Annotated in this window: 19 protein-coding genes; 9 read left to right on the top strand and 10 right to left on the bottom strand. The window is 46.3% G+C overall.

The annotated features are described in order from the left end of the window. Window positions 1–257: 257 nt before the first annotated feature. The 8 genes from QXT17_RS06075 (at window position 258) to QXT17_RS06040 (ending at window position 8,244) form a co-directional block, all read left to right on the top strand. Window positions 258–503 (top strand): hypothetical protein, encoded by a 246-nt coding sequence (locus tag QXT17_RS06075; RefSeq protein WP_342783294.1) that lies wholly within the window; start codon window positions 258–260, stop codon window positions 501–503. Continuing rightward, a complete protein-coding gene (locus tag QXT17_RS06070; protein ID WP_342783293.1) occupies window positions 500–994 on the top strand; it encodes a PIN domain-containing protein in 495 nt (164 codons plus the stop codon). The genes QXT17_RS06075 and QXT17_RS06070 overlap by 4 nt, the downstream gene beginning before the upstream one ends. A 169-nt stretch (window positions 995–1,163) precedes the next feature. Further along, on the top strand, window positions 1,164–2,027 hold the full coding sequence (locus tag QXT17_RS06065) for an SDH family Clp fold serine proteinase (protein WP_342783292.1): 864 nt from the start codon (window positions 1,164–1,166) through the stop codon (window positions 2,025–2,027). A gap of 264 nt (window positions 2,028–2,291) precedes the next feature. Then, window positions 2,292–3,590, top strand: coding sequence for an acetamidase/formamidase family protein (locus QXT17_RS06060; protein ID WP_052886869.1), 1,299 nt, complete (start codon window positions 2,292–2,294; stop codon window positions 3,588–3,590). Window positions 3,591–3,862: 272 nt separating this feature from the next. Continuing rightward, window positions 3,863–5,212 (top strand): NADP-dependent malic enzyme, encoded by a 1,350-nt coding sequence (locus QXT17_RS06055; RefSeq protein ID WP_052886868.1) that lies wholly within the window; start codon window positions 3,863–3,865, stop codon window positions 5,210–5,212. Between the two features lie 6 nt (window positions 5,213–5,218). Continuing rightward, the gene (ttdA, locus tag QXT17_RS06050) at window positions 5,219–6,124 is read left to right on the top strand and encodes a L(+)-tartrate dehydratase subunit alpha (RefSeq protein ID WP_052886867.1); all 906 of its coding nucleotides are present in this window, start codon (window positions 5,219–5,221) and stop codon (window positions 6,122–6,124) included. Further along, window positions 6,117–6,734 carry a FumA C-terminus/TtdB family hydratase beta subunit gene (locus QXT17_RS06045; RefSeq protein ID WP_342783290.1) on the top strand — a complete coding sequence of 206 codons (618 nt, stop codon included), beginning with the start codon at window positions 6,117–6,119 and terminating at the stop codon, window positions 6,732–6,734. The genes ttdA and QXT17_RS06045 overlap by 8 nt, the downstream gene beginning before the upstream one ends. A gap of 85 nt (window positions 6,735–6,819) precedes the next feature. Continuing rightward, a complete protein-coding gene (locus tag QXT17_RS06040; RefSeq protein WP_244870355.1) occupies window positions 6,820–8,244 on the top strand; it encodes an anion permease in 1,425 nt (474 codons plus the stop codon). A 100-nt stretch (window positions 8,245–8,344) separates the two neighbouring features. Here QXT17_RS06040 and QXT17_RS06035 read toward each other — a convergent pair whose 3' ends face one another. The 7 genes from QXT17_RS06035 to QXT17_RS06005 all read right to left on the bottom strand — a co-directional run bounded on the left by QXT17_RS06035 (window position 8,345) and on the right by QXT17_RS06005 (window position 12,981). After that, window positions 8,345–8,713: a type II toxin-antitoxin system VapC family toxin gene (locus tag QXT17_RS06035; RefSeq protein ID WP_148684623.1), complete on the bottom strand. Its 369-nt coding sequence runs from the start codon at window positions 8,711–8,713 to the stop codon at window positions 8,345–8,347. A 36-nt stretch (window positions 8,714–8,749) separates the two neighbouring features. Beyond that, window positions 8,750–8,974 (bottom strand): hypothetical protein, encoded by a 225-nt coding sequence (locus tag QXT17_RS06030; RefSeq protein ID WP_342814460.1) that lies wholly within the window; start codon window positions 8,972–8,974, stop codon window positions 8,750–8,752. Between the two features lie 269 nt (window positions 8,975–9,243). After that, window positions 9,244–11,115, bottom strand: a complete 1,872-nt coding sequence (locus QXT17_RS06025) for a glycoside hydrolase family 99-like domain-containing protein (RefSeq protein WP_052886864.1) — start codon at window positions 11,113–11,115, stop codon at window positions 9,244–9,246. A gap of 362 nt (window positions 11,116–11,477) precedes the next feature. After that, window positions 11,478–11,618 carry a hypothetical protein gene (locus QXT17_RS06020; RefSeq protein ID WP_187148199.1) on the bottom strand — a complete coding sequence of 47 codons (141 nt, stop codon included), beginning with the start codon at window positions 11,616–11,618 and terminating at the stop codon, window positions 11,478–11,480. 93 nt (window positions 11,619–11,711) lie between these two features. Continuing rightward, entirely contained in the window at window positions 11,712–12,044 is a 333-nt protein-coding gene (locus QXT17_RS06015; RefSeq protein ID WP_342783289.1) for a hypothetical protein, read from the bottom strand. A gap of 309 nt (window positions 12,045–12,353) precedes the next feature. Next, the gene (locus QXT17_RS06010; RefSeq protein WP_052886862.1) at window positions 12,354–12,581 is read right to left on the bottom strand and encodes a PIN domain-containing protein; all 228 of its coding nucleotides are present in this window, start codon (window positions 12,579–12,581) and stop codon (window positions 12,354–12,356) included. Window positions 12,582–12,705: 124 nt separating this feature from the next. Beyond that, window positions 12,706–12,981: a hypothetical protein gene (locus QXT17_RS06005; RefSeq protein ID WP_342814458.1), complete on the bottom strand. Its 276-nt coding sequence runs from the start codon at window positions 12,979–12,981 to the stop codon at window positions 12,706–12,708. A 389-nt stretch (window positions 12,982–13,370) separates the two neighbouring features. On the opposite strand from QXT17_RS06005, the gene QXT17_RS06000 reads away from it, so the two are divergent. Continuing rightward, the gene (locus QXT17_RS06000; protein WP_342783081.1) at window positions 13,371–13,664 is read left to right on the top strand and encodes a hypothetical protein; all 294 of its coding nucleotides are present in this window, start codon (window positions 13,371–13,373) and stop codon (window positions 13,662–13,664) included. Between the two features lie 96 nt (window positions 13,665–13,760). Here the strand turns inward: QXT17_RS06000 and QXT17_RS05995 are convergent, their stop codons facing one another. The 3 genes from QXT17_RS05995 to QXT17_RS05985 form a co-directional block, all read right to left on the bottom strand. After that, window positions 13,761–14,519, bottom strand: coding sequence for a TraB/GumN family protein (locus QXT17_RS05995; protein ID WP_148682194.1), 759 nt, complete (start codon window positions 14,517–14,519; stop codon window positions 13,761–13,763). Window positions 14,520–14,681: 162 nt separating this feature from the next. Beyond that, window positions 14,682–15,932, bottom strand: coding sequence for an MBL fold metallo-hydrolase (locus QXT17_RS05990; RefSeq protein ID WP_020963488.1), 1,251 nt, complete (start codon window positions 15,930–15,932; stop codon window positions 14,682–14,684). Continuing rightward, on the bottom strand, window positions 15,919–18,882 hold the full coding sequence (locus QXT17_RS05985) for a helicase-related protein (protein ID WP_342783082.1): 2,964 nt from the start codon (window positions 18,880–18,882) through the stop codon (window positions 15,919–15,921). Before QXT17_RS05985 ends, QXT17_RS05990 begins: the two co-directional genes overlap by 14 nt.

Below are 18,882 nucleotides of genomic sequence, written 5' to 3'. Positions count from 1 at the left end.
TCAGAGTTCTATAGGTTGACGTTTCTCATGTTGATGCTTTAAAATATTGATGTAAGCATTGCGGAGAGGAGCTAAAGAGACAAAGCTTAATGAGCCAAAAAGCCCGAGATAATTGGAAACATTCAGCTTCTATTACTACCAGTAGAGTCACGCCTTCTAGTGAGCCCCTTCCTTACAATTATGCATGCTTTTGAAACTACTTTTTCGTTTATAACATGAGACGAAAAGTATATATGTAGCTATTACTACATTATCACATGTCTAAATACACGACGATAAGGGTATCCCTCGAGGACAAACAGAGGCTTGAACGCCTAGCCAAGCTGGCAGGCAAAAAGAGCATTGCCGAGGCATTGAGGTTTGCACTAACAATTGCAGAAAAAGAGCTTGAACACTCAAAGACCATCCCCAGCAAAGTCCTTTCGTCACTTGCTTATGCTAGGGACATAGGCGAAACAAACGCCGAGAAAGTCGACGAATACGTCTATGGTGCAGAAAAGTGACTGCGCTCATAGACACGGGCATCTTCTTCGCCTTCTATAGCCTCAGAGACGAACATCACCTAGATTCACTAGCTCTTATAGTTCACCTTCTTGAAGACAAGTGGGGCCAGGGATACGTGACGAACCACATACTAGACGAGACCCTTACTATCCTCAAGTACAGGGTCTCGGAGGAAACAGCGAAAGCCTTCATCGAGTCGGCAATAGATACCGGAGCGGTCAAAGTACTATACCTCGAAGAAGAATTGGAAAAACAAGCACTAGCCTTATTCAAAGAAAATATACGCAGAAAAGGCTTCAGCTACACAGACGCCACCACAATCCTAGCAATGAAACAATACAAGCTAGGCTTCCTATTGTCCTTCGACCAGCGCACCTTCCAAGGACTAGTCCCAAAGATCATAGGACCAAATTATTGGGCCTCGTTACCAGAGGAAGAACGAGACAAGATACTAAAGCTCGCACAAAACTACCTACCACGACTGAAATGAAAAGTTTTCTCAGCACGCGTCTAGAAACCATTCTCCTCACAAATGGAACAATTGTGCTTGTTTTCCTTTCAAGGATTATAGATTGTGGCGCCTCCTATTGTCACTGTTGTGCCGGAACCAATAAGCTTAAAGCTTTATGCGTAGAATATTCCTGTTGTAAGGTGGTTAAATGGATATAGATATAATGAGCCTTTTGTTCTATATCCTCCTCCTTTACATTGTCTTCCATCCACAGCTACAGATGAACGCTTTGACCAGGGCAAGGCTGAAGCTTATACAGGCAATAGAGAAGAAGTACGGCTGGAGAGTCATCACTCTCATACATAGACAAGAAAAAATAGGCTTCCTAGGCTTCCCGCTCTACAGATACATAGACATAGAAGACTCAGAGGCAGTCATAAGGGCTATCAGGACAACCCCGCCCAACCAGCCGATAGCACTCATACTACACACGCCGGGCGGACTAGTACTAGCAGCGTCACAAATAGCAATGGCGCTCAAACGGCACCCAGCCAAGAAGATAGTCATAATTCCACACTATGCTATGAGCGGGGGAACCCTGATAGCCCTAGCGGCAGACGAGATAATCATGGACCCCAACGCTGTCCTGGGACCCCTAGACCCACAGATACCCGTGGGCAACACCGCTTACCCGGCACCAAGCCTAGTAAAAGTCGCAAAGCTCAAAGGCGAACAGGCAAAAGAAGAATTCCTAGTCCTAGCAGACGTAGCCGAAAAAGCAATAAACGAGATACAAGACTTCATAGTCTCCCTACTCGCTGACAAGATGCCCCAAGAAAAAGCAAGAGAAATAGCCAGAACCCTCACAGAAGGCAGATACACACACGACTACCCAATAACAGCCGACCAGGCAAAACAGCTAGGACTAAACATAAACACAAACATCCCGCCAGAAATCTATACACTCATGCAACTATACCCACAAGCTCTACAGCAAAGACCAGGAATAGAGTACCTCCCACGACCACCAGTCCCATTCTACCCCACAAGACAAGAACCAGCAAAACAATAACTGTAAGAGAGGGGCTTGACAAGCCAGAAAACCTTCTATATACTCGGTCTTTTTAGCTGTATTCAAAAATCCTAGCACACGCTAAGCATTTTGAATCTAAGGGAAAACTCGTAGCATGCGTGGGAGACCTGTGAAAAGGGAGATAAACTAATAATCTCTCACGAAGGGTTTGCCGGTATAACCAAATAAGTGGCTTTAATTAAGATGAATTGTTTTTCAAATAAATTTAAATATTTAAAACTTAATCTAATTCTTTGAACAAGAATGTCTGAATCTGAAATTTTAAATGACATTTTCACCAATGGAATTATCGGACCACACGTCAAAATGCTAGGTCCCGTAGCTGACGGCGGCAGGATAAGGTTCCTCACAACCCCTGGATGCTGGGGTCCAATGATTACACCAACCCTGAGGGGCGGCCACGAGGTAAATGTCCCAGTAGCCGTAGAGGGAGCCAAGATTGGAGACGCAGTAGTTATACGTTTCGAGAGCCTCAAGATACTCTCTAAAGCATCTTCATCAGGCGTAGACAGGTCAGTAGAGGGGGCTTTCATTGGCGACCCCTATGTGGCTAAAAAGTGTCCCGTCTGCAAGGAGCCCTGGCCAGAATTCGAGGTGAAGGGAATAGGGCAGGAAGCAATCGTTTGCAAAAAATGCGGATCTCCAGCTTCACCCTTTAGAATGGTGCACGGCTACACAATGTTACTTAACCATTCAAAGGGCTTTGGCGTGACTGTTGACGCCGATAAGGCAGCACAAGTCGCAAAGAAAGCTTGGGAGTACGCCCAGTTGCCCTCAAAGTCAAGGCAGGTCCCCGTCCTAGTGCTAGGAAAAGGCGATATGCCGGGTGTACCTGCTAGGATGAGACCCTTCCTTGGCCAGCTAGGCTCTACACCAGCAGTCGACATTCCAGACTCCCACAACGCGGGCGACTTCGGCTATTTTCTAGTCAACGCACCACACCCCTACTCCATAACGAAGGAGCAATACGAGAGGGACCTAACCGATGGGCATCTAGACATAGACTCTGCAAGGCCAGGCTCAATACTTATCGTCCCCGTTAAGGTTGACGGTGCCGGAATCTATGCTGGCGACGCCCACGCTATGCAGGGGGACGGCGAAGTAGCCGGCCACACCACCGACGTAGCAGCAGAAGCAGTTGTCCAAGTTGAAGTCATAAAGAAACTCGCCCTCGACGGGCCAATACTCCTACCTCCCGAGGAAGACCTCCCACCCCTCGCCAAGCCCTGGAGAAAAGAAGAATGGGAAGAACTCAAAAATTACGCAAAAGAGCTAGGCGTACAGCTAGAGGAGTCAGCACCCGTACAGTTCATAGGCTCAGGACCCACAATAAACGATGCAGCCGAGCGGGGATTCGCGAGAATCGCAAAACTCTTCGGAATGAGCATAGAGGAAGTGAAGAACCGCGTAACAATAACGGGAGCCGTCGAGATAGGCAGGCTACCAGGCATGGTTCAAGTGACACTTCAAGCCCCCCTAACAATTCTCGAGAAACTTGGAATCGCCGACATCGTTATAAAGCACTACAGACTACCCTATTAGATTTTACAAAAATATTTTTTCTTTTTACTTCCATGAAGACATTATTTCCGGGAACCCTTATTATTACGTCTGGGAAAAAGTCTCCAGAGACATAATTAGTGTGGAGCAGTATGTATGGTCAGCGGAAACTCTGCATGCACAGCGAGATCCTAAATATAGAAGTTTAAAGCTTGCCGCTAACCAAGACTTTAACATGAAGTTACCAATGTATGAGTCTAGTCTTTAGAAATACTTAAAAGTTTTTAGCAAAACATATATTGTGACGAATAAGCATGTCACAAGTTCAAAAAGATTGGGCAGCCCTTGCAGAAAAATTTCACAGACAATATGGAGGAAAAATAGAGATTTCGCTTAAAGCTCCAATAACTACACTCGATGACTTCTCAATCTGGTACACGCCAGGCGTAGCAGAACCCTCTAAGAGGATCTATCAGGGTGGAGAAGACCTATCATTTGAATATACCTGGAGATGGAATGCAGCCGCAGTTATCAGCGACGGTTCGAGGGTACTCGGTTTAGGAGATATAGGTCCCGCCGCCGGGCTCCCAGTCATGGAGGGCAAAGCGATGCTATTTAAATATCTTGGAGGCGTAGATGCCTTCCCACTCGTGATACGGGAAAAAGACCCAGACAAATTCATATATATTGTGAAATCCTTAGAGCCAAGCTTCGGGGCTGTAAACCTTGAGGACATCGCGTCTCCAAAATGTTTCTATATCCTCGAAAAACTCCAGCAAATGCTAGACATATTCGTATGGCATGACGATCAACAAGGAACATCCTTAGTTGTCATGGCTGGCCTGTTAAACGCGCTGAAGCTGACTGGAAGAAAAATAGAGAACACAAGGTTTGTTATTTTCGGTACTGGAGCCGCAAATATAAGCAATTATAAGTACCTCAAAGCCTTTGGAGCAAGACCAGACAACATTATAGCTATAGACATCAAGGGTGTCCTACACAGGGAGAGGCCTGACCTCGAACAAATGAAAAGGGAAAATCCATGGGAATACCAAATAGCCGTAGAAACAAACCCGGAAAACATTAAGGAAATCCCCAAAGCATTCGAGGGGGCAGACGTTGTCATAGCTTTTTCAAAGCCGGGTCCAGGAGTAATAAAGAAGGAATGGATCAGTCGAATGAATAAGGATCCAATTGTAATTGCTGGCGCAAACCCGGTTCCAGAGATATGGCCATGGGAAGCCAAAGAGGCTGGAGCAAAGATTGTCGCTACAGGAAGAACGGACTTGCCGAACCAGCTAAACAATAGCCTTGGATTTCCAGCTGTGTTCAGGGGAGTGCTAACTGTCAGGGCGAGGAAGATGACAGACGAACTACTATTAGCGGCCGCAACAGCCATAGCCAAGTATACCGAGGAAACAGGCATGCACGAAGAGAGAATCATAGGCACAATGGAGGAGACGGAACTCTACGTTAGAGAAGCTATCGCAGTAGCCGAGAGAGCAATGGAGCTTGGACTAGCTAGAAGAAAGCTCTCACGTAGCGAGCTAGAGAAAGAAATACGAGAACTAGTAGAGAGACCAAAGAAAATGACAAAGGCTCTATTAGATTCAGGCCTAATAAAACCCATGGATCAGCTGGGAAATATTCCTCAGCAAAGGTGATGACGCATGTCCACGGCACTAAATACCGAGAGCAGGCTTACCACGCTCCTATCAAACTTCATAAACCTAGTAGCTGTGAAGTTGCCGGACGATACTTACAAGAGGCTAATAGAGCTACGAAAAAGAGAAATTTCTCCTCAGGCCATTTTTATATATGATGCCATGTTTAAAAACATCGAACTTGCCTTGCAGAGAAAAGCCCCCCTATGTCAAGATACAGGCGTACTAGAGTTCTATATCTCCTTTGGCGAAAACTTCCCCTACAAATCAGCGCTCCTAAAGTCCATAAAGGAGGCTACTATACGTAGCACACAGCTAGGATTCCTAAGACCAAACGTCGTTGATAGTGCGACAGACAAGAATACTGGTAACAATGTTGGTTCCAGGCTACCGTGGATAGAGACAGAAATAATACCAGATGCAAACTATACAGATGTAAAGCTATACCTCGCAGGGGGCGGAACCAGTAGACCTGGAAGAGCAACCACGCTTGACCCAAGTGTACGATGGGAGGGGCTCATAAAATTTGTCGTAGACACAATATCCGAGTATGGGCCACCGGCGTGTCCTCCATTACTGGTGGGGGTAGGTATAGGGGCAACAATAGATATCGCAGCCTCGTTATCTAAGAGAGCTTTGCTTAGACCAATAGGTACAAGGAACGAAGAGCCAAAAATAGCGAAGCTTGAAGAGATACTTGAAAACGAGCTCAACGAACTCGGCATTGGTCCGCAGGGCCTAGGAGGCAGAACATCTGTTATGGGTGTCCATATCGAGTATGCGGGGAGACACCCAGCAACATTTGCAGTAGCTGTCAGTACTGGTTGCTGGGCCTTGAGGAAGGGTCATATGAGGATCTATCAAGACCTTTCTTATGAGCTCTTTAGTCATAGGGGTGATAAACTTGAATGAGAAAGAGAACATAATTGTGAGAACACCAGTCACGGACGACGCTACCCTCATGTCTCTGAAGGCTGGAGACGTATTCTATATAACGGGGACTATTGTAACGGCTAGAGACGCTGTACATGAGAGGGTCATAGTTGAGGGCATGAAACTTCCCATAGATCTCAAGGGACTAGCAATATTCCACGCGGGCCCCGTGATGGTTAGGGAAAAAGACGTGTGGAAATGTGTATCAATAGGTCCCACTACAAGCAGAAGAATGGAATACTTCGAGTACGAATTCATAGAGAGGACAGGAGTCAAAATCATCATTGGAAAGGGCGGCATGGAGCCAAAAACCGCGGAAGCATGCAAGAAATACAAAGCTGTCTATGCCATATTCCCGGGTGGCTGTGGAGTTCTAGGTGCTAGCGCCGTGAGGAGGGTTGCCGGCGTAGAGTGGCTTGACCTGGGTGTACCAGAAGCATTGTGGATACTAGAGGTAGAAAAGTTTGGACCATTGATTGTCACCATAGACACCTACGGTAATAATCTAGCGGATGAAATTGTTAACAATGCTATGCGAAAAAGAGAAAGCATAGTACAAGAGGCATTGAGAAGATTTTCGGAGAAATAGTTTTTAGATACAGATATATCAACAATATCGAAAAAGTTTTTAAATAAGGAAAATAAAAATATCCTTGTAAAAAAGGTGAACTTGAGTGCCCAACACAAAACAAACGCTAAAAATGTTAGCCCCGATAATTGTAGGCTTGATAATTGCCCTTATACCTACTCCCCCAGGCCTAAGCCCTAATGCATGGTACTACTTCGCCCTTTTCGCGGCTATTATTACCGGCATCATTCTAGAACCTTTACCCAATGCTGCTATCAGCCTTATCGGCCTCACAATAGCCGCCGTCTCTGGTTTAGTCTATACTAAGCCAGATGACTCAATAAAGTGGGCTCTCTCAGGCTTCAGCGACACCGTTGTATGGCTAATATTTCTCGCATTCCTGTTCGGTCTCGGCTACGCTAAGACCGGTCTCGGTAGAAGGATAGCGCTCTACCTGATAAAGGTATTGGGAAAAAACTCTCTCGGCCTCGGATACTCAGTTTCAGCCATAGACCTCGTCTTAGCACCATTCATGCCGTCCAATACTGCACGTAGCGGAGGCACCGTATATCCCATAGTCTCAAACATACCACCAATTTACGGGTCAACACCTGAAAAAGGCACGGAAAGAAAGATAGGTTCATATATAATGTGGACAGCATTCGCGGCAACATGCATAACTAGTAGCATGTTCCTGACAGGCCTAGCGCCAAACCTCCTAGCGGCATCACTAGCCCAAAAAACCGCCAACATACAGTTCGACTGGCTAACCTGGTTCCTAGGGTTCTCTGTTGCAGGCATAGTTCTCTTCGTCCTTACACCCCTCCTAATATACAAGCTCTATCCGCCCGAAATAAAATCCTCAATAGAGGTCTCGCGGTGGGCATCCGAAGAACTCAAAAAGATGGGGCCCGTAACGACAAAGGAAAAAGTCTTTCTAGTATTTGTTGTGATGGCACTGCTACTCTGGATTTATGGAGGAAGCTTCATCAATTCAACAACCGTAGCCCTCCTCGTAGTAGCACTCATGCTTCTATTCAAGATCCTCTCATGGGACGACGTCCTAGGCTACAAATCCGCCTGGAACACACTGGTATGGTTCGCAACACTGGTCTCCCTCGCCGACGGGCTCTCCCGGGTAGGATTCACAGGCTACATAGCAAACGCCCTAGCATCATCCCTCAAAGGCGTCGACCCCACAACAGCCCTCATAGTAATGATCGCAGCGTTCTACTGGCTACACTACCTCTTCGCAAGTTTGACCGCACACACTACAGCACTCTACCCAATATTCCTAAAGACACTAATCCAGCTCGGCATACCCCCCGCGCTTGCAGCATACAGCCTCGCATACACGCTTGGACTAATGGGCATAATATCCCCATATGCGACGGGACCAGCCCCAGTCTACTACGGAAGCGGATACATCAAGGGCTCCGACTACTGGAAGCTAGGACTAATATTCGGAATCATATACTTCATCGCCTACCTAGCCCTAGGACTACCCATCCTAATGCTTATACTCAAATAAACCCAAACCAAACCTTTTTTCTAACAAATAGTCCTCTATAATTAAACCCCTTTAGACCAAGCTAGATACCTTCAACACATTGAAGATTGGCAAAAACACATTAGAACCGCTTCAAAATATCCATGGTTCTAGCTGTTCCCACGTAGCGTGAAGCCTTCGAAAGAAGCTTATCATCATCGGATACTAAAGTTAACTTATCTCTGCGCGCAATGTATAGATAAGAGGCATCATACACTGTTAGCCTCTCCCTCGATGCCAACTCATACACCTCCATCTCAACCCCTTTAATACTCTCTAAGGGAACCACGCATAACGCACCCATCAAGATTTCTACGAGGCCCCTAGCAGTATCCACATCAATCATTTTCTGCAACACATGCTCCTTCCACACCGCATTAAGTGCCTCGTACAATGCCAGGTCGAGACTTAAACCCTCTCCTAGCGGCTTAAGTAAGCCCCTCTTAGCCAAGGTTAACTATAGCACTGGCATCAAACAGGCAGATCTCTACCTCCCCTCTCTATCCTCACGAATAAGAGATGCTACCTCCTCATCACTTATGTGGCTTAGCCTGGTACTCAGCTCCTTTCCATTCTCCTCAAGCCCCTCCAATACACGCCTCCTAACCTCCTCAAGAGCCCTCCTAATCACGGGTCCCGGCTTGATACCATACCGCTCAAGCATCTCCTTTAGACGCCTAGGAATCTTGGCAGAGACAGTCACATAGCTCATTAATATCAAGTAGACATAAAGGCAGTTATATATCAGGTTTACCTAAATATCTCACCATAAACACGCGAGCTCCCGAGTAAAGAATAGGACTAGAACAAACAAAACAAGTTGCGAGAAAACTATAAGAAGAAGTAGAGACTTAAAAACCCTTTTCCCAAAGTATTCACAAATGTGAAAATAAGGGAAACGAGATACCAATGGTGATAGATTACATTGAAAACACATGCATTGCATAGCCTAATCAACCATAAGGCACTTTAGAAAGTGGTTTATCCTCTCCTGTTCTCTATGTATTCTTCCAATAGAGACTTCAAAGTTTCCAAATAGGCGAAGCCCTCCTTGACAGTCGGCTCGAAATAGCTCCACTCTCCCCAATCATTCCAAGTGTCAATCTTCAAAATAGGCAACCTAGGATCAAGATACTTCAAGGCTATCTCCAGCCTTTTCTTGAACAGGTCTGCACCACGAGGAAGAGGAACCTGCGGTCCACCCCAAGAGTAAGAGTTATCGAAACCTGGCGCAACAGTTACAATGAAGTCCTTCCCCCAATCCTTAGTAAACCAGTACCATGCATCTAGCTGTTTCGCGTAATAGAACTCATATTTATTTACATATTCCTCTGTGTTCAATCCCACTTGATGCAAACCTATCCACCCAGTAAATGCATCCACAACTCTCAAACCGTCCCCACGATACTTCTTTAAAACAAACTGGAAATATTCATCTGAGGGCATTGTAGGGATCCTGGGGAACCAATCAGCAATAATGTATAACTTATCTCCAAACATTGCTTTAACAGCCCTATAGGTTCCTGCCTGATTGAAGAAAGCACCCTCATCCCAAATATATAATACAGGCTTCCCATCAATTCTCAAATAATTTTCATTATCAGCAAACCTCATCAACATCTGAACAAACCAAATAAAAGTTTCATTATTCCTTGGGAGACTCAAGTCTATAGCCCACTCTGGGATATCTCCGCTCTGCTTACCATACGTGAAATGTCTTATAGATGGACCCATAAGCCAAGCAACCTTAACCTGACCAGTCGAAAGTAGCGCCCTGCAAATAGTAAAAACCTTCACCATGACGCCTGGCCACCAATGATTCTGAGAGTCTAGCAGGAACACGTTTACACCATACCCAGTAGCCCAGTCAACATGCTTCATTAACACAATATCGCTAATAGTATCGTACCTTCCCAGTAAGGGGTCATCGTCCTTACGAGGAATAGAAGACATATCAAACGGCAAATACACAGCCATAACAATTACTCCCTTATCAAAGAGCACCTTCCCAAAATTCTCATACTGCCTAATATAAGGTAAATCCAGCTCTGCTCTGTGCTCGTTCCCGGCAAGGTCTCTGACGAGGGCGACTATTTTGTATTCTCTTCCTCCGACTATGTCTTTTATTTGGACTGAGAATTTCTCTTCTAGGCCGTCGAATTTCCCGTCTATGGGCGTGAGGTTGTATACTCTTTCCTTTTCTGGTGGGAAGACTTTTGGGTAGTCTTCTGGCCTCATCCCGTATTTTTCAATCATGTAGTAGTACTCCACGGGTATGAATCTGAGCTCCGCGTAGGCTATTGGTGTCTTGTCGTCCCTCGCCGTGAATGTCACGTTTATGTCGTATACCTTGTCTAGGACGACCCTCGTTGGCGTCCAGTTTAGCCCGACTATTTCTAGGCGTGAGGGGTTAACGAACTTGGCTTCGAAGAGCCTCCGCTCAGCCTCGCAGACAATGTTGTCTGAGAGTATCTGGCCTAGCAGCATGGCCACGTCGATGGAGCCCCTCTTCTCCCTGGGCAGCGAGGCGTAGAGGTCTACGAGCCCCCTAGAACTATCATTAAAGTCTTCAACGTTCTTGAAGAGGAGAGCCTCCTCTACGGGTAGCTTCCCCAGAGCGTATGCAAACAGATAGTTGGGCCTATACGGGTCTGTCCCATAAACCCTCTCCACATCGTCAGGAATACCGTCACCATCAGAATCAACAACACTCACATTACCTGTAGAAGTAGCCACAGAAACATTCACAGGAGCCCGTACGGGACCACGCCCACCACCAACAAGAAAACGATAAACAAGAAACAAACCAAGAACAAGCAAAAAGAAAACAGCCAAGACAGCAAGCCTCCTCAAAGAGGATCGCCCAAGAAAAATGCATCGACTCAAGGATTTAAGGCTTTCCCATGACATCTCCAAGTAGTCACCATGCAGAGGCAAAACTCCAACCTTAAAGATCCTCGCCTAACCATCCCAAGCTAATCTCTAGGAGTATCTAGCTATATGTAAGTTCTCTGTAAAAGCACGCACATCTAGAACTAGCATTTTTCACGAGCCTTTCTCCTGTTTTCCCATAGAGCGCGCGCTAAGCACTAGGCCTCCCATAAGGCAACCTCTAGGGTTCCAGTAAGGCCCTGGAACCTGTAAACATTGCACACCACTACCTAAAAATCGACGCTTTCCCAAGCTTTACACAAAGTTTTATTCCAAACTGTTTGTTAGGACTTAGAAGAAGAAGCGATCGAGACATATGTCTCACGTCTCACTGGAACGTCTACTGAGAAAAACAAAACCAAAACCTCGACTTTACCATCAAGTGTAACCTTGACTTTGCCGTTGTGGGCAATAACTGTCTGCACAATACTCGCCAGGCTTTGGGCCGATGTAGAGGAAGCATCTAGAGTCAAAACCAAGTGTACAGGACGGGACTCCCCCGGCTCGATAGTGAACGGCTAGGAACTATTCACAAAGCCAACATATTGCCCTTCGAGATAAATATCAGAAGAAAAACTCTTCACCTCTACAGGCAAAACACCTCCACCCTTAACGTTCAGATAAACATCTATACTAAGGCGGCGACTAGTCAAAATGTTTAGCAACTGGCCCGGACTGGAGAACCCAACCTTATCAACACTAATCTCAACATTCATCCCAGAATAATAGAGAAGCCCAAGGTAAACCAGCAAAGCTATAACGAGGAGAACAACTATAGACTTTACAGATCCACGTCTACGTGAAGCTTTTGGATAGAGCTTTATCGAGGATACCCCAAAGCCGTCCTTCACCACAAAAATAAAAATTGGAAAATGATCAAAAATATTTTACTACAAAATCTTCAAAGAGAAACACGAAGAAGCGCGTGCAAAGCCTCCCAAATATTCAGCAGAAGACAGCATGGACAGCCTTTAACAAAAAGCCTTTGAGGAAAGGCCTGTCACTTTCTCCAAATCGTTTGATGCATGTCCATATTTCCACAAATTTTATGTTGCAGGTCTAGGAGTACCCAAGCTTGCTAAGAAAAGGTACTTTCAATTCATTAATGGCTCTTCCTTTTATCAATGATTTCGACCGGCTCCAGTCTCGGTATCTCCAAGTTATTGAAGTTCCTCGTCGAATGAAACTATGGCATCTGCACCAATAGAGAGAGCAACAGCGTACTGCAGTGCATCATCTATGTCCAGTTTCTTCTCCCGCGCCAATTCCACCGCTCTAACCTCCTCCGCAATAGACGTATAATGCACAGCTAGACCCCTGTACCCCGTCAAGCTCAGGAGAAAAGTCTTCAGCTTCTCGGACCTGTTAAGCCTGTCCAAGAGCACCATTATTGAGTGAACCCGAGAAATCGATCACGGCCCCCAATATTTCGCCGTCCCTCAACATCTCTGAAAGCGCTTGCACCTGTCCATCCTCCTACGGGAAAGCATGACCTCGAGAAAGATGTTCGTATCAACCAGGTACATCCTTGAGCACCTTTGAGGCCCAGAACTCCTTAAGCCTATGCTGAAGCTCCACCGAATCTACATCAAGGTCCGCAAGCATCCCGTCAATAGCCTCCACGGGGTCCCCCTCAAACTTTAAGCTCTCTTCCTCCACCCATGAAACCCACCGCGCAATAGCTTCCTCGACTGCTCTTTGCAGAGAGTCCTTTCCGTATCCAAACCTCCTCATCGCAAGTTCCCTAAACCTCCTCACAAGATCCTTACTTATATTAGCCCTTATCATGCTACTAGCAACATAATTCACTTAAGACCTAAAAGCCTTCTTGCCACTTTTACATCTATCCTCCCTTATTCAAAAGACCGCAGTACCCTAAAAACGGGTATCCTTGTCCTCTCTAGACACTGAGCCCCAGAAGACCGAGTATCTTTTCGCCCACCCTGCTGTCGAGAACATTGAGCGCCTCGCCCCACTCTTCGCGCGCTAAGCAAATGTACCTACCTTAACGTAAAGCGATACTTCAGCAGAAGCGAAGCCATACTGCAATATGAGCTCGCAGAAAATGAAAAAATAGAACTCGAGCTAAGTCCCAACTATACCTCGGATCCTCGATAAATCACCATGCCAAACAATTAATCGTATAAACTTAAATAAAGAGATAAAGATAGAAACATATGAGTAAGGAAAAAACGAGCGAAAACCGCGGCCCCGACAAAAAGGGAAAAGACCCTCCATACATGAAGCACGTCTACGACGGCGACCAGTGGGGCATCTTCTACCTCCCAATAGACGACTTCGAGCAAGAACTACCAGAGCTCGGAAAAGCCCTCGACCACATACAGCAAAACCACGGCGAAGCCACAGCAGTCATCCCAAACATAGGCCTCACAAAGGCAAGCCTCTTACTCGGAACCTCCTTCCAAGGAGTCAAAGGATTCGCAATAATATACAAAAAGCATAATCTCTGAATTTTCAGGCGGTATGCATCTTTTAGGATTTTTGCCTACGGGGGACTAGGAGGGCAGTCCGAGGCTATTAGCGCAGAAGACTCTAATCATCAACAACTAGTTAATCTCTTTGCAATAAATGCCCCTCTTTTCTAATTCCCTAACTATGCCATTTACATGCATCTTTCCTCTCACTATTAGAACAGTTTTACCAGAATTGACCAATTCAGTTGCTCTTTCCACCACCTTGGAATCACGGATGTCAATTGTTCTGTAGGCAAAAATCGGCCCGCTGAGAAGCAAGCCACCTGTAACTAGTAAAGTAGCAAGTTTGAAAGCTTGCTCCGGTTGCATCATCACTAAAATTCCAGACTGGATCCCCACTTGGAAAATTTGAATAAAATATTCCCAATAAAAAATACCATTAGCTGTGATTATAATTTCAATGAATAGCGTCAATAAGATCAATACAAGCAATGGAATCCCCACTAAAAATAAAATAAAAACAGTGAAAACTTCCACGTAGACACTCTTTTTCAAAGCATATACTTCATGAAAGTCAGAATCTGTTCTTTCAATTATTTTTCCTCTTTCCTTTGCCAGCGTCGCCACGGAGAACATATCCCCCTTGAACTCTATACCACGGAATACCTTATAGTACCATCTTGCTATTCCAAAAGCTATCTTCTCAACTAATAACGAAAAAAGCACGCCTAAAATAGACACTATTGTCACAGGATCTTTCCTCACCAATTTCTCCCATTCCCGTATTAAAAAACCCTCAAGCAAAACGACATCCACCTTGTCCAATGCATTTTCAAGATGAGGTAACAAGATATGTATAGATCCATAGATGTAACATTTGTCCTTTATCATTACTTTGCCACCATAATTACTCAAGGTAATTATTGTAAAGATAATTTTCTAAAATAACACTGAAAGTTATTTTGATATATTGCTAGTATAGCTACGTACCTCGCTATTAAATGACAAAGTGAAGACTTACAGAGGATAAGAGAAAAAGTTCTCTCATTTTCCTTACTCCCTTTGAGAAACCTTTCCAAAAACCCTAAGCATGAGTTCCGGCTCCTCCGTGTGGACCGGCACTATCTCCCTCGGCTTGACGAGCCCAACAAGCCTAGCGAACTCGTGGGGATAATAGTGCCCAGAAACCCTCAGCCTATACGACTGAAGCCCCAGGCGGCGGAGCCAGCCGAGCGCAACGGCCTCTTCCACCCCCTCTTCCGCCTCGTGCTCGGAGATCATAAGGATGGCTATTCCCCCTTGGAGCTCTATCTCCCTTGCAGCCCCCCTAGCAAAGTCTACCACCTCGAAGAGGTCTGCGATTACCGTATATGCGCTGGGGTTCCGTAGATCATCGTAGCCGGCAAGCTCGACTAGGGACGGCTTCTCGGCAAGTGTGGGCGCACGGAATATTCCCTCCGTCTCCAGGTTGAGATGCGAAGTCCACAGCTCGACAACGTCTAGGAGTTTTTTCGAGGCGATAATACCCCTTCGACCTGTCTCACGAAGCAGTGCATATAGGGCCATAAACAGGTCGAACTCGAGCCTGTGGAGGGCTATAAATAGTGGAACCCTTGAAGACAGTATCTTCTTTAGCAATGGTAGAGAGTCTTCCCAGGATAGGGGCCACACTGGCCTGCCAAAGTTTGTACCCTCAACTATGAGTTTGTCAATCCTTATATCAGGGTTCTCCTCAAAGTAGTCAAAAAGAGTGTGTGGATAGAGCTGAGCGGTTCCCTGGAGTTTATCGAATCGGAAGTCCCCAGTATAAAGTATGTTCTCGTCGCTCCCAAAATAGAGGTAAGCAACCGAGGGGTAGGAGCTGTGAGGCACACGCAGAGCCATAACACCACGTTTATCTACGACTCTATGCTCCGACTCTTCTATCTTCGCCGCGTATCTCGGAGGAACATATGCAGTCCAGTCGGGAGAATTTTCGTACCATTCACTGATAAGCATTAAGGCCTCTACAGACGGCACCTTTATGACTAGTTCGTCCGGAAGATCGCCAAGAAGCCCCAAGTGGTCAAAATGGAAGTGGGTTATGTAGAGCGCCTCGGCCTCCGCTAGCTCGTCCCTGCTCGGCAGAACTCCAACTTCTCTAAGCTCGTCTGGCCCCGCGGGCCTAAGCCTATAGCCATAGAGCTTTTTTAGCCATTTAAACCTTAGCCCTTGATCAAATACGAGAACCCTGTCTCGGTCCCGTATCCTTATACAGTTGCCCCCAATCTCCGAGTCGCCCTGTAAGACCTCAACTTGTACCATACAAGTCGCCCCTAGGAACACCAACGAACTTAAGGGCTCCAACAGGCCGGAAATCTATCTTTGAAATAGGATCCCTTATAGGTATCAGCTCGGGTCTTCCAAGCTTAATATTCCTGACAATGTATATCCAATACCTGTCCCTGTTCTGGGAGGCGAAACGGTACTCGTCCTCAGTAAGCTCGACAATCAGCGAGGGTCCAGCGTGCCCCTTTACCTCTATGTATCTCACCTCGCCGCTCACAGGGTCTTGGCTCAAAATGTCGTAGTGCTCTCTTTCGTGTACATCAAGGGGTTCACGGCCCTGCTGGCGCTCATGTTCCATTGCGATACGCATAGCTTCAGCTTCTATCTCGGCTTTCTCCTCCAGGCTTAGAGACTCTTCTGACAGACGTGAAGCTCTCGAGGTGAAGAATATTTTTCCTATGAGTCTCGGCTCCTCTACGCTTAGACTTTCAATGAGTCTCTGAGGAGACTTTTCCCTTAGCAGGTTTTGTTGGGCAACTTGGCTCCTGTACCGTTCATAGTCATTTGCCAGATCTCTAGCGAGCCCCTGAATGTGAAGTGTCAACATGTGCTTGTCTGTTGCTGGTACCTGGTTCTCGACATCTGTATCTACTGTATCAAAGTACTTGTTTTCGATAGCCCTTGCCAGGATCTCTAAGAGCTCTTTGCCCCTAAAGATTCTTCCATCATCAGAAATGGCGACAGGCTCCCTATAAAGAGTGGGCCCGCCGCGAAAAGATATTCCTACCACATATATTCTTACTTCCTGGTCTCTCTCGCCCGTCGACACTATTATTGGCACAGCACTTTTAGCCTTTGATTCGCGCGAAGCAATGTTCGACAACAAGGTGATAATAGCTTCTTGTGCCTTGTCAAGGGGAACCAGGGCCCCTCCAGGTGCCTTTACATAGATTTTCCCATCCTTATTTTGCACCAAGTCCGGGTACCTTTTACCAATAGCTTCAACGAGTCTGGCCATATAACTAAAGGCCTCCTTAGAAGAAGTGAATCCCGTCGTCTTCTCCATAAACTGCATTATTTGTTCACGTGTAAGCCTCTTACTACCGCTAACCTTTTCAAGATCCTTCTGGAGCTGCTGTATAGTTCTTGCAATAGAGTCTACGAGCCTCTCGAAGCCCTCTCTGCCCTTTTCGATGTACTGCCTTCTAAGCGTGTACTCGCTTACCTTTTTGAGCCTTGATCCACTCTTAACAGATAGAGTAACAGGTTGCGGCTCTCTCCTTTCCTCGAAGTCGATAACGTATGCCTCTTCTCCGACTGGAGGCTTCTCGAGCTTCCCCAGAGCCCTCCCCATTGCAATGAGCTTCTTGTATAGCACGTCTAGGACATCCTTGTCGCTGTCGACAGCAAGGAAAACAGTATAAACATTTACATCCTTCTTTTGACCCAGCCTCCAAACTCTCCCAATCCTCTGCTCCAGTTTTATAGGGGACCAGGGAGGCTCATAATTTATCAGGACATTGGCAACCTGGAGGTTAAGGCCCTCAGATGCCACGTCAGTTGCAACTAGAACTCTCTTCCCGTTTTCCTCGAGCCACGAACGTATCGACATCAGCTCTTCTTCCCTGGTCGCCTCGTCACTAGTGAGCAACCTCACGTTTTCTCTGCCGAGAACCTTCACCAGAGCATCGAACACGTAGTGAGCTGTATCCTTAAACTCTGTAAACAAGATTACCTTGTCGCCCATGCTTACATGTTGCTCAACAAGGCTGACAACGCCCTTCAGCCTGCTATCATTAGTCATCGAAGCCTTGGCGAGCTGGACAAGATGCTGAAGCTCTCTCACATCATTTTCAGAAAACAGGATAGAGCACCTTTCTGCAAACTCTTCAATAACCTTGTCTGGATCAACATCTTCCTCATATTCCTCAAAACCAGTGCCAAGTAGAGCCTTGGCAAGATTAATCCTTTTCCTTAAATCTTTCTCGGCAATAACCCTATGTTGGAGCCAGTATGCTCGCTTCTCGAGGATAACCTGCATAGTGTTAATAGCAGCGGCCGGGCTCGATGAAGCCCTCTTAAAGATCAATGCATTGAGAAGACCAAGAGCCCTAGGCTCGGTTCCACTCATATTATGGTAGTCGAGGATCTTCGTCCTGAGGAAGCTTATAAGCTTCCTATGGAACTCGCTCTCGTCACGGGTAGCAGGGACAATCACCGCTGAAACGCTACACCCTGGAAAGACCTTCTCACCTTCATAGACATTGTTCACGTCGAGCTTTGTTCTTCTAAAGACCAGCACATTCTGTGTAGCACTATAAAATAACACATTGTCAAGCCTCTGAAAATCTGTCGTTAAGGAGGGGTCCAAAAGCATAAGCCTGGAAAGATAGTCCTTAGGGTCTCCACGGTGGGGCGTAGCAGAAAGCAAAAGGATATGCTTGGACTTGTCGACCGCAATCCTAGAGACAAACCTGTACCTCTGGGTCTCTTTTTTGGTAGATGACTTGCCTACCCGGTGAGCCTCATCCACAATCAGCAAGTCCCAGGAAACACCTAGAATCTTATCCATGTACCTCTCCCTTTTAACTAGATCCATCGACGCGACATAGAAACCCTCTGGAAAACCGCTCGAAGAAAGACTCTGAAAGTTCGCTCTCTCGATCCTTGTGGCCCTTATACCGAAGCGTTCAAGCTCTAGGAGCCACTGCCTCACAAGTATCCTGGGAACCAATATGAGAACCCTCTTGGCAAGGCCCAGATCGGAAAGCCTCTTAGCAGTCGAAATAGCTGTAATAGTCTTGCCGAGACCTATCTCGTCCGCAACAAACACGCGGACCGGCACCCTAACCATTGTACGTGCAAGGAACTCGGCTTGATGCAGATAAGGATAAACGGGAGGCCTAGCCCTCTGAAGGCCAAGATACAGAATCGGGTTATACCGGGAATAAAGATCCAAAACGTCGTGGACAAGGCTGAGAGCCAT

The organism is Thermofilum sp. (assembly GCF_038871435.1).
Classification (GTDB): Archaea; Thermoproteota; Thermoprotei; order Thermofilales; family Thermofilaceae; genus Thermofilum; species Thermofilum adornatum.
The sequence above is the reverse complement of the archived record's forward strand: the minus strand, read 5'-3'. Positions and strand labels throughout refer to the sequence as shown.

Excerpts from the sequence above, each read along its gene's own strand:
- QXT17_RS06075 (WP_342783294.1), top strand. The coding sequence starts at position 258 with ATGTCTAAATACACGACGATAAGGGTATCCCTCGAGGACAAACAGAGG.
- QXT17_RS06065 (WP_342783292.1), top strand. The coding sequence starts at position 1,164 with ATGGATATAGATATAATGAGCCTTTTGTTCTATATCCTCCTCCTTTAC.
- QXT17_RS06060 (WP_052886869.1), top strand. The coding sequence starts at position 2,292 with ATGTCTGAATCTGAAATTTTAAATGACATTTTCACCAATGGAATTATC.
- QXT17_RS06055 (WP_052886868.1), top strand. The coding sequence starts at position 3,863 with ATGTCACAAGTTCAAAAAGATTGGGCAGCCCTTGCAGAAAAATTTCAC.
- ttdA (WP_052886867.1), top strand. The coding sequence starts at position 5,219 with ATGTCCACGGCACTAAATACCGAGAGCAGGCTTACCACGCTCCTATCA.
- QXT17_RS06030 (WP_342814460.1), bottom strand. The coding sequence starts at position 8,974 with ATGAGCTATGTGACTGTCTCTGCCAAGATTCCTAGGCGTCTAAAGGAG.
- QXT17_RS06010 (WP_052886862.1), bottom strand. The coding sequence starts at position 12,581 with ATGGTGCTCTTGGACAGGCTTAACAGGTCCGAGAAGCTGAAGACTTTT.
- QXT17_RS06005 (WP_342814458.1), bottom strand. The coding sequence starts at position 12,981 with ATGATAAGGGCTAATATAAGTAAGGATCTTGTGAGGAGGTTTAGGGAA.
- QXT17_RS06000 (WP_342783081.1), top strand. The coding sequence starts at position 13,371 with ATGAGTAAGGAAAAAACGAGCGAAAACCGCGGCCCCGACAAAAAGGGA.
- QXT17_RS05995 (WP_148682194.1), bottom strand. The coding sequence starts at position 14,519 with ATGATAAAGGACAAATGTTACATCTATGGATCTATACATATCTTGTTA.
- QXT17_RS05990 (WP_020963488.1), bottom strand. The coding sequence starts at position 15,932 with ATGGTACAAGTTGAGGTCTTACAGGGCGACTCGGAGATTGGGGGCAAC.
- QXT17_RS05985 (WP_342783082.1), bottom strand. The coding sequence starts at position 18,882 with ATGGCTCTCAGCCTTGTCCACGACGTTTTGGATCTTTATTCCCGGTAT.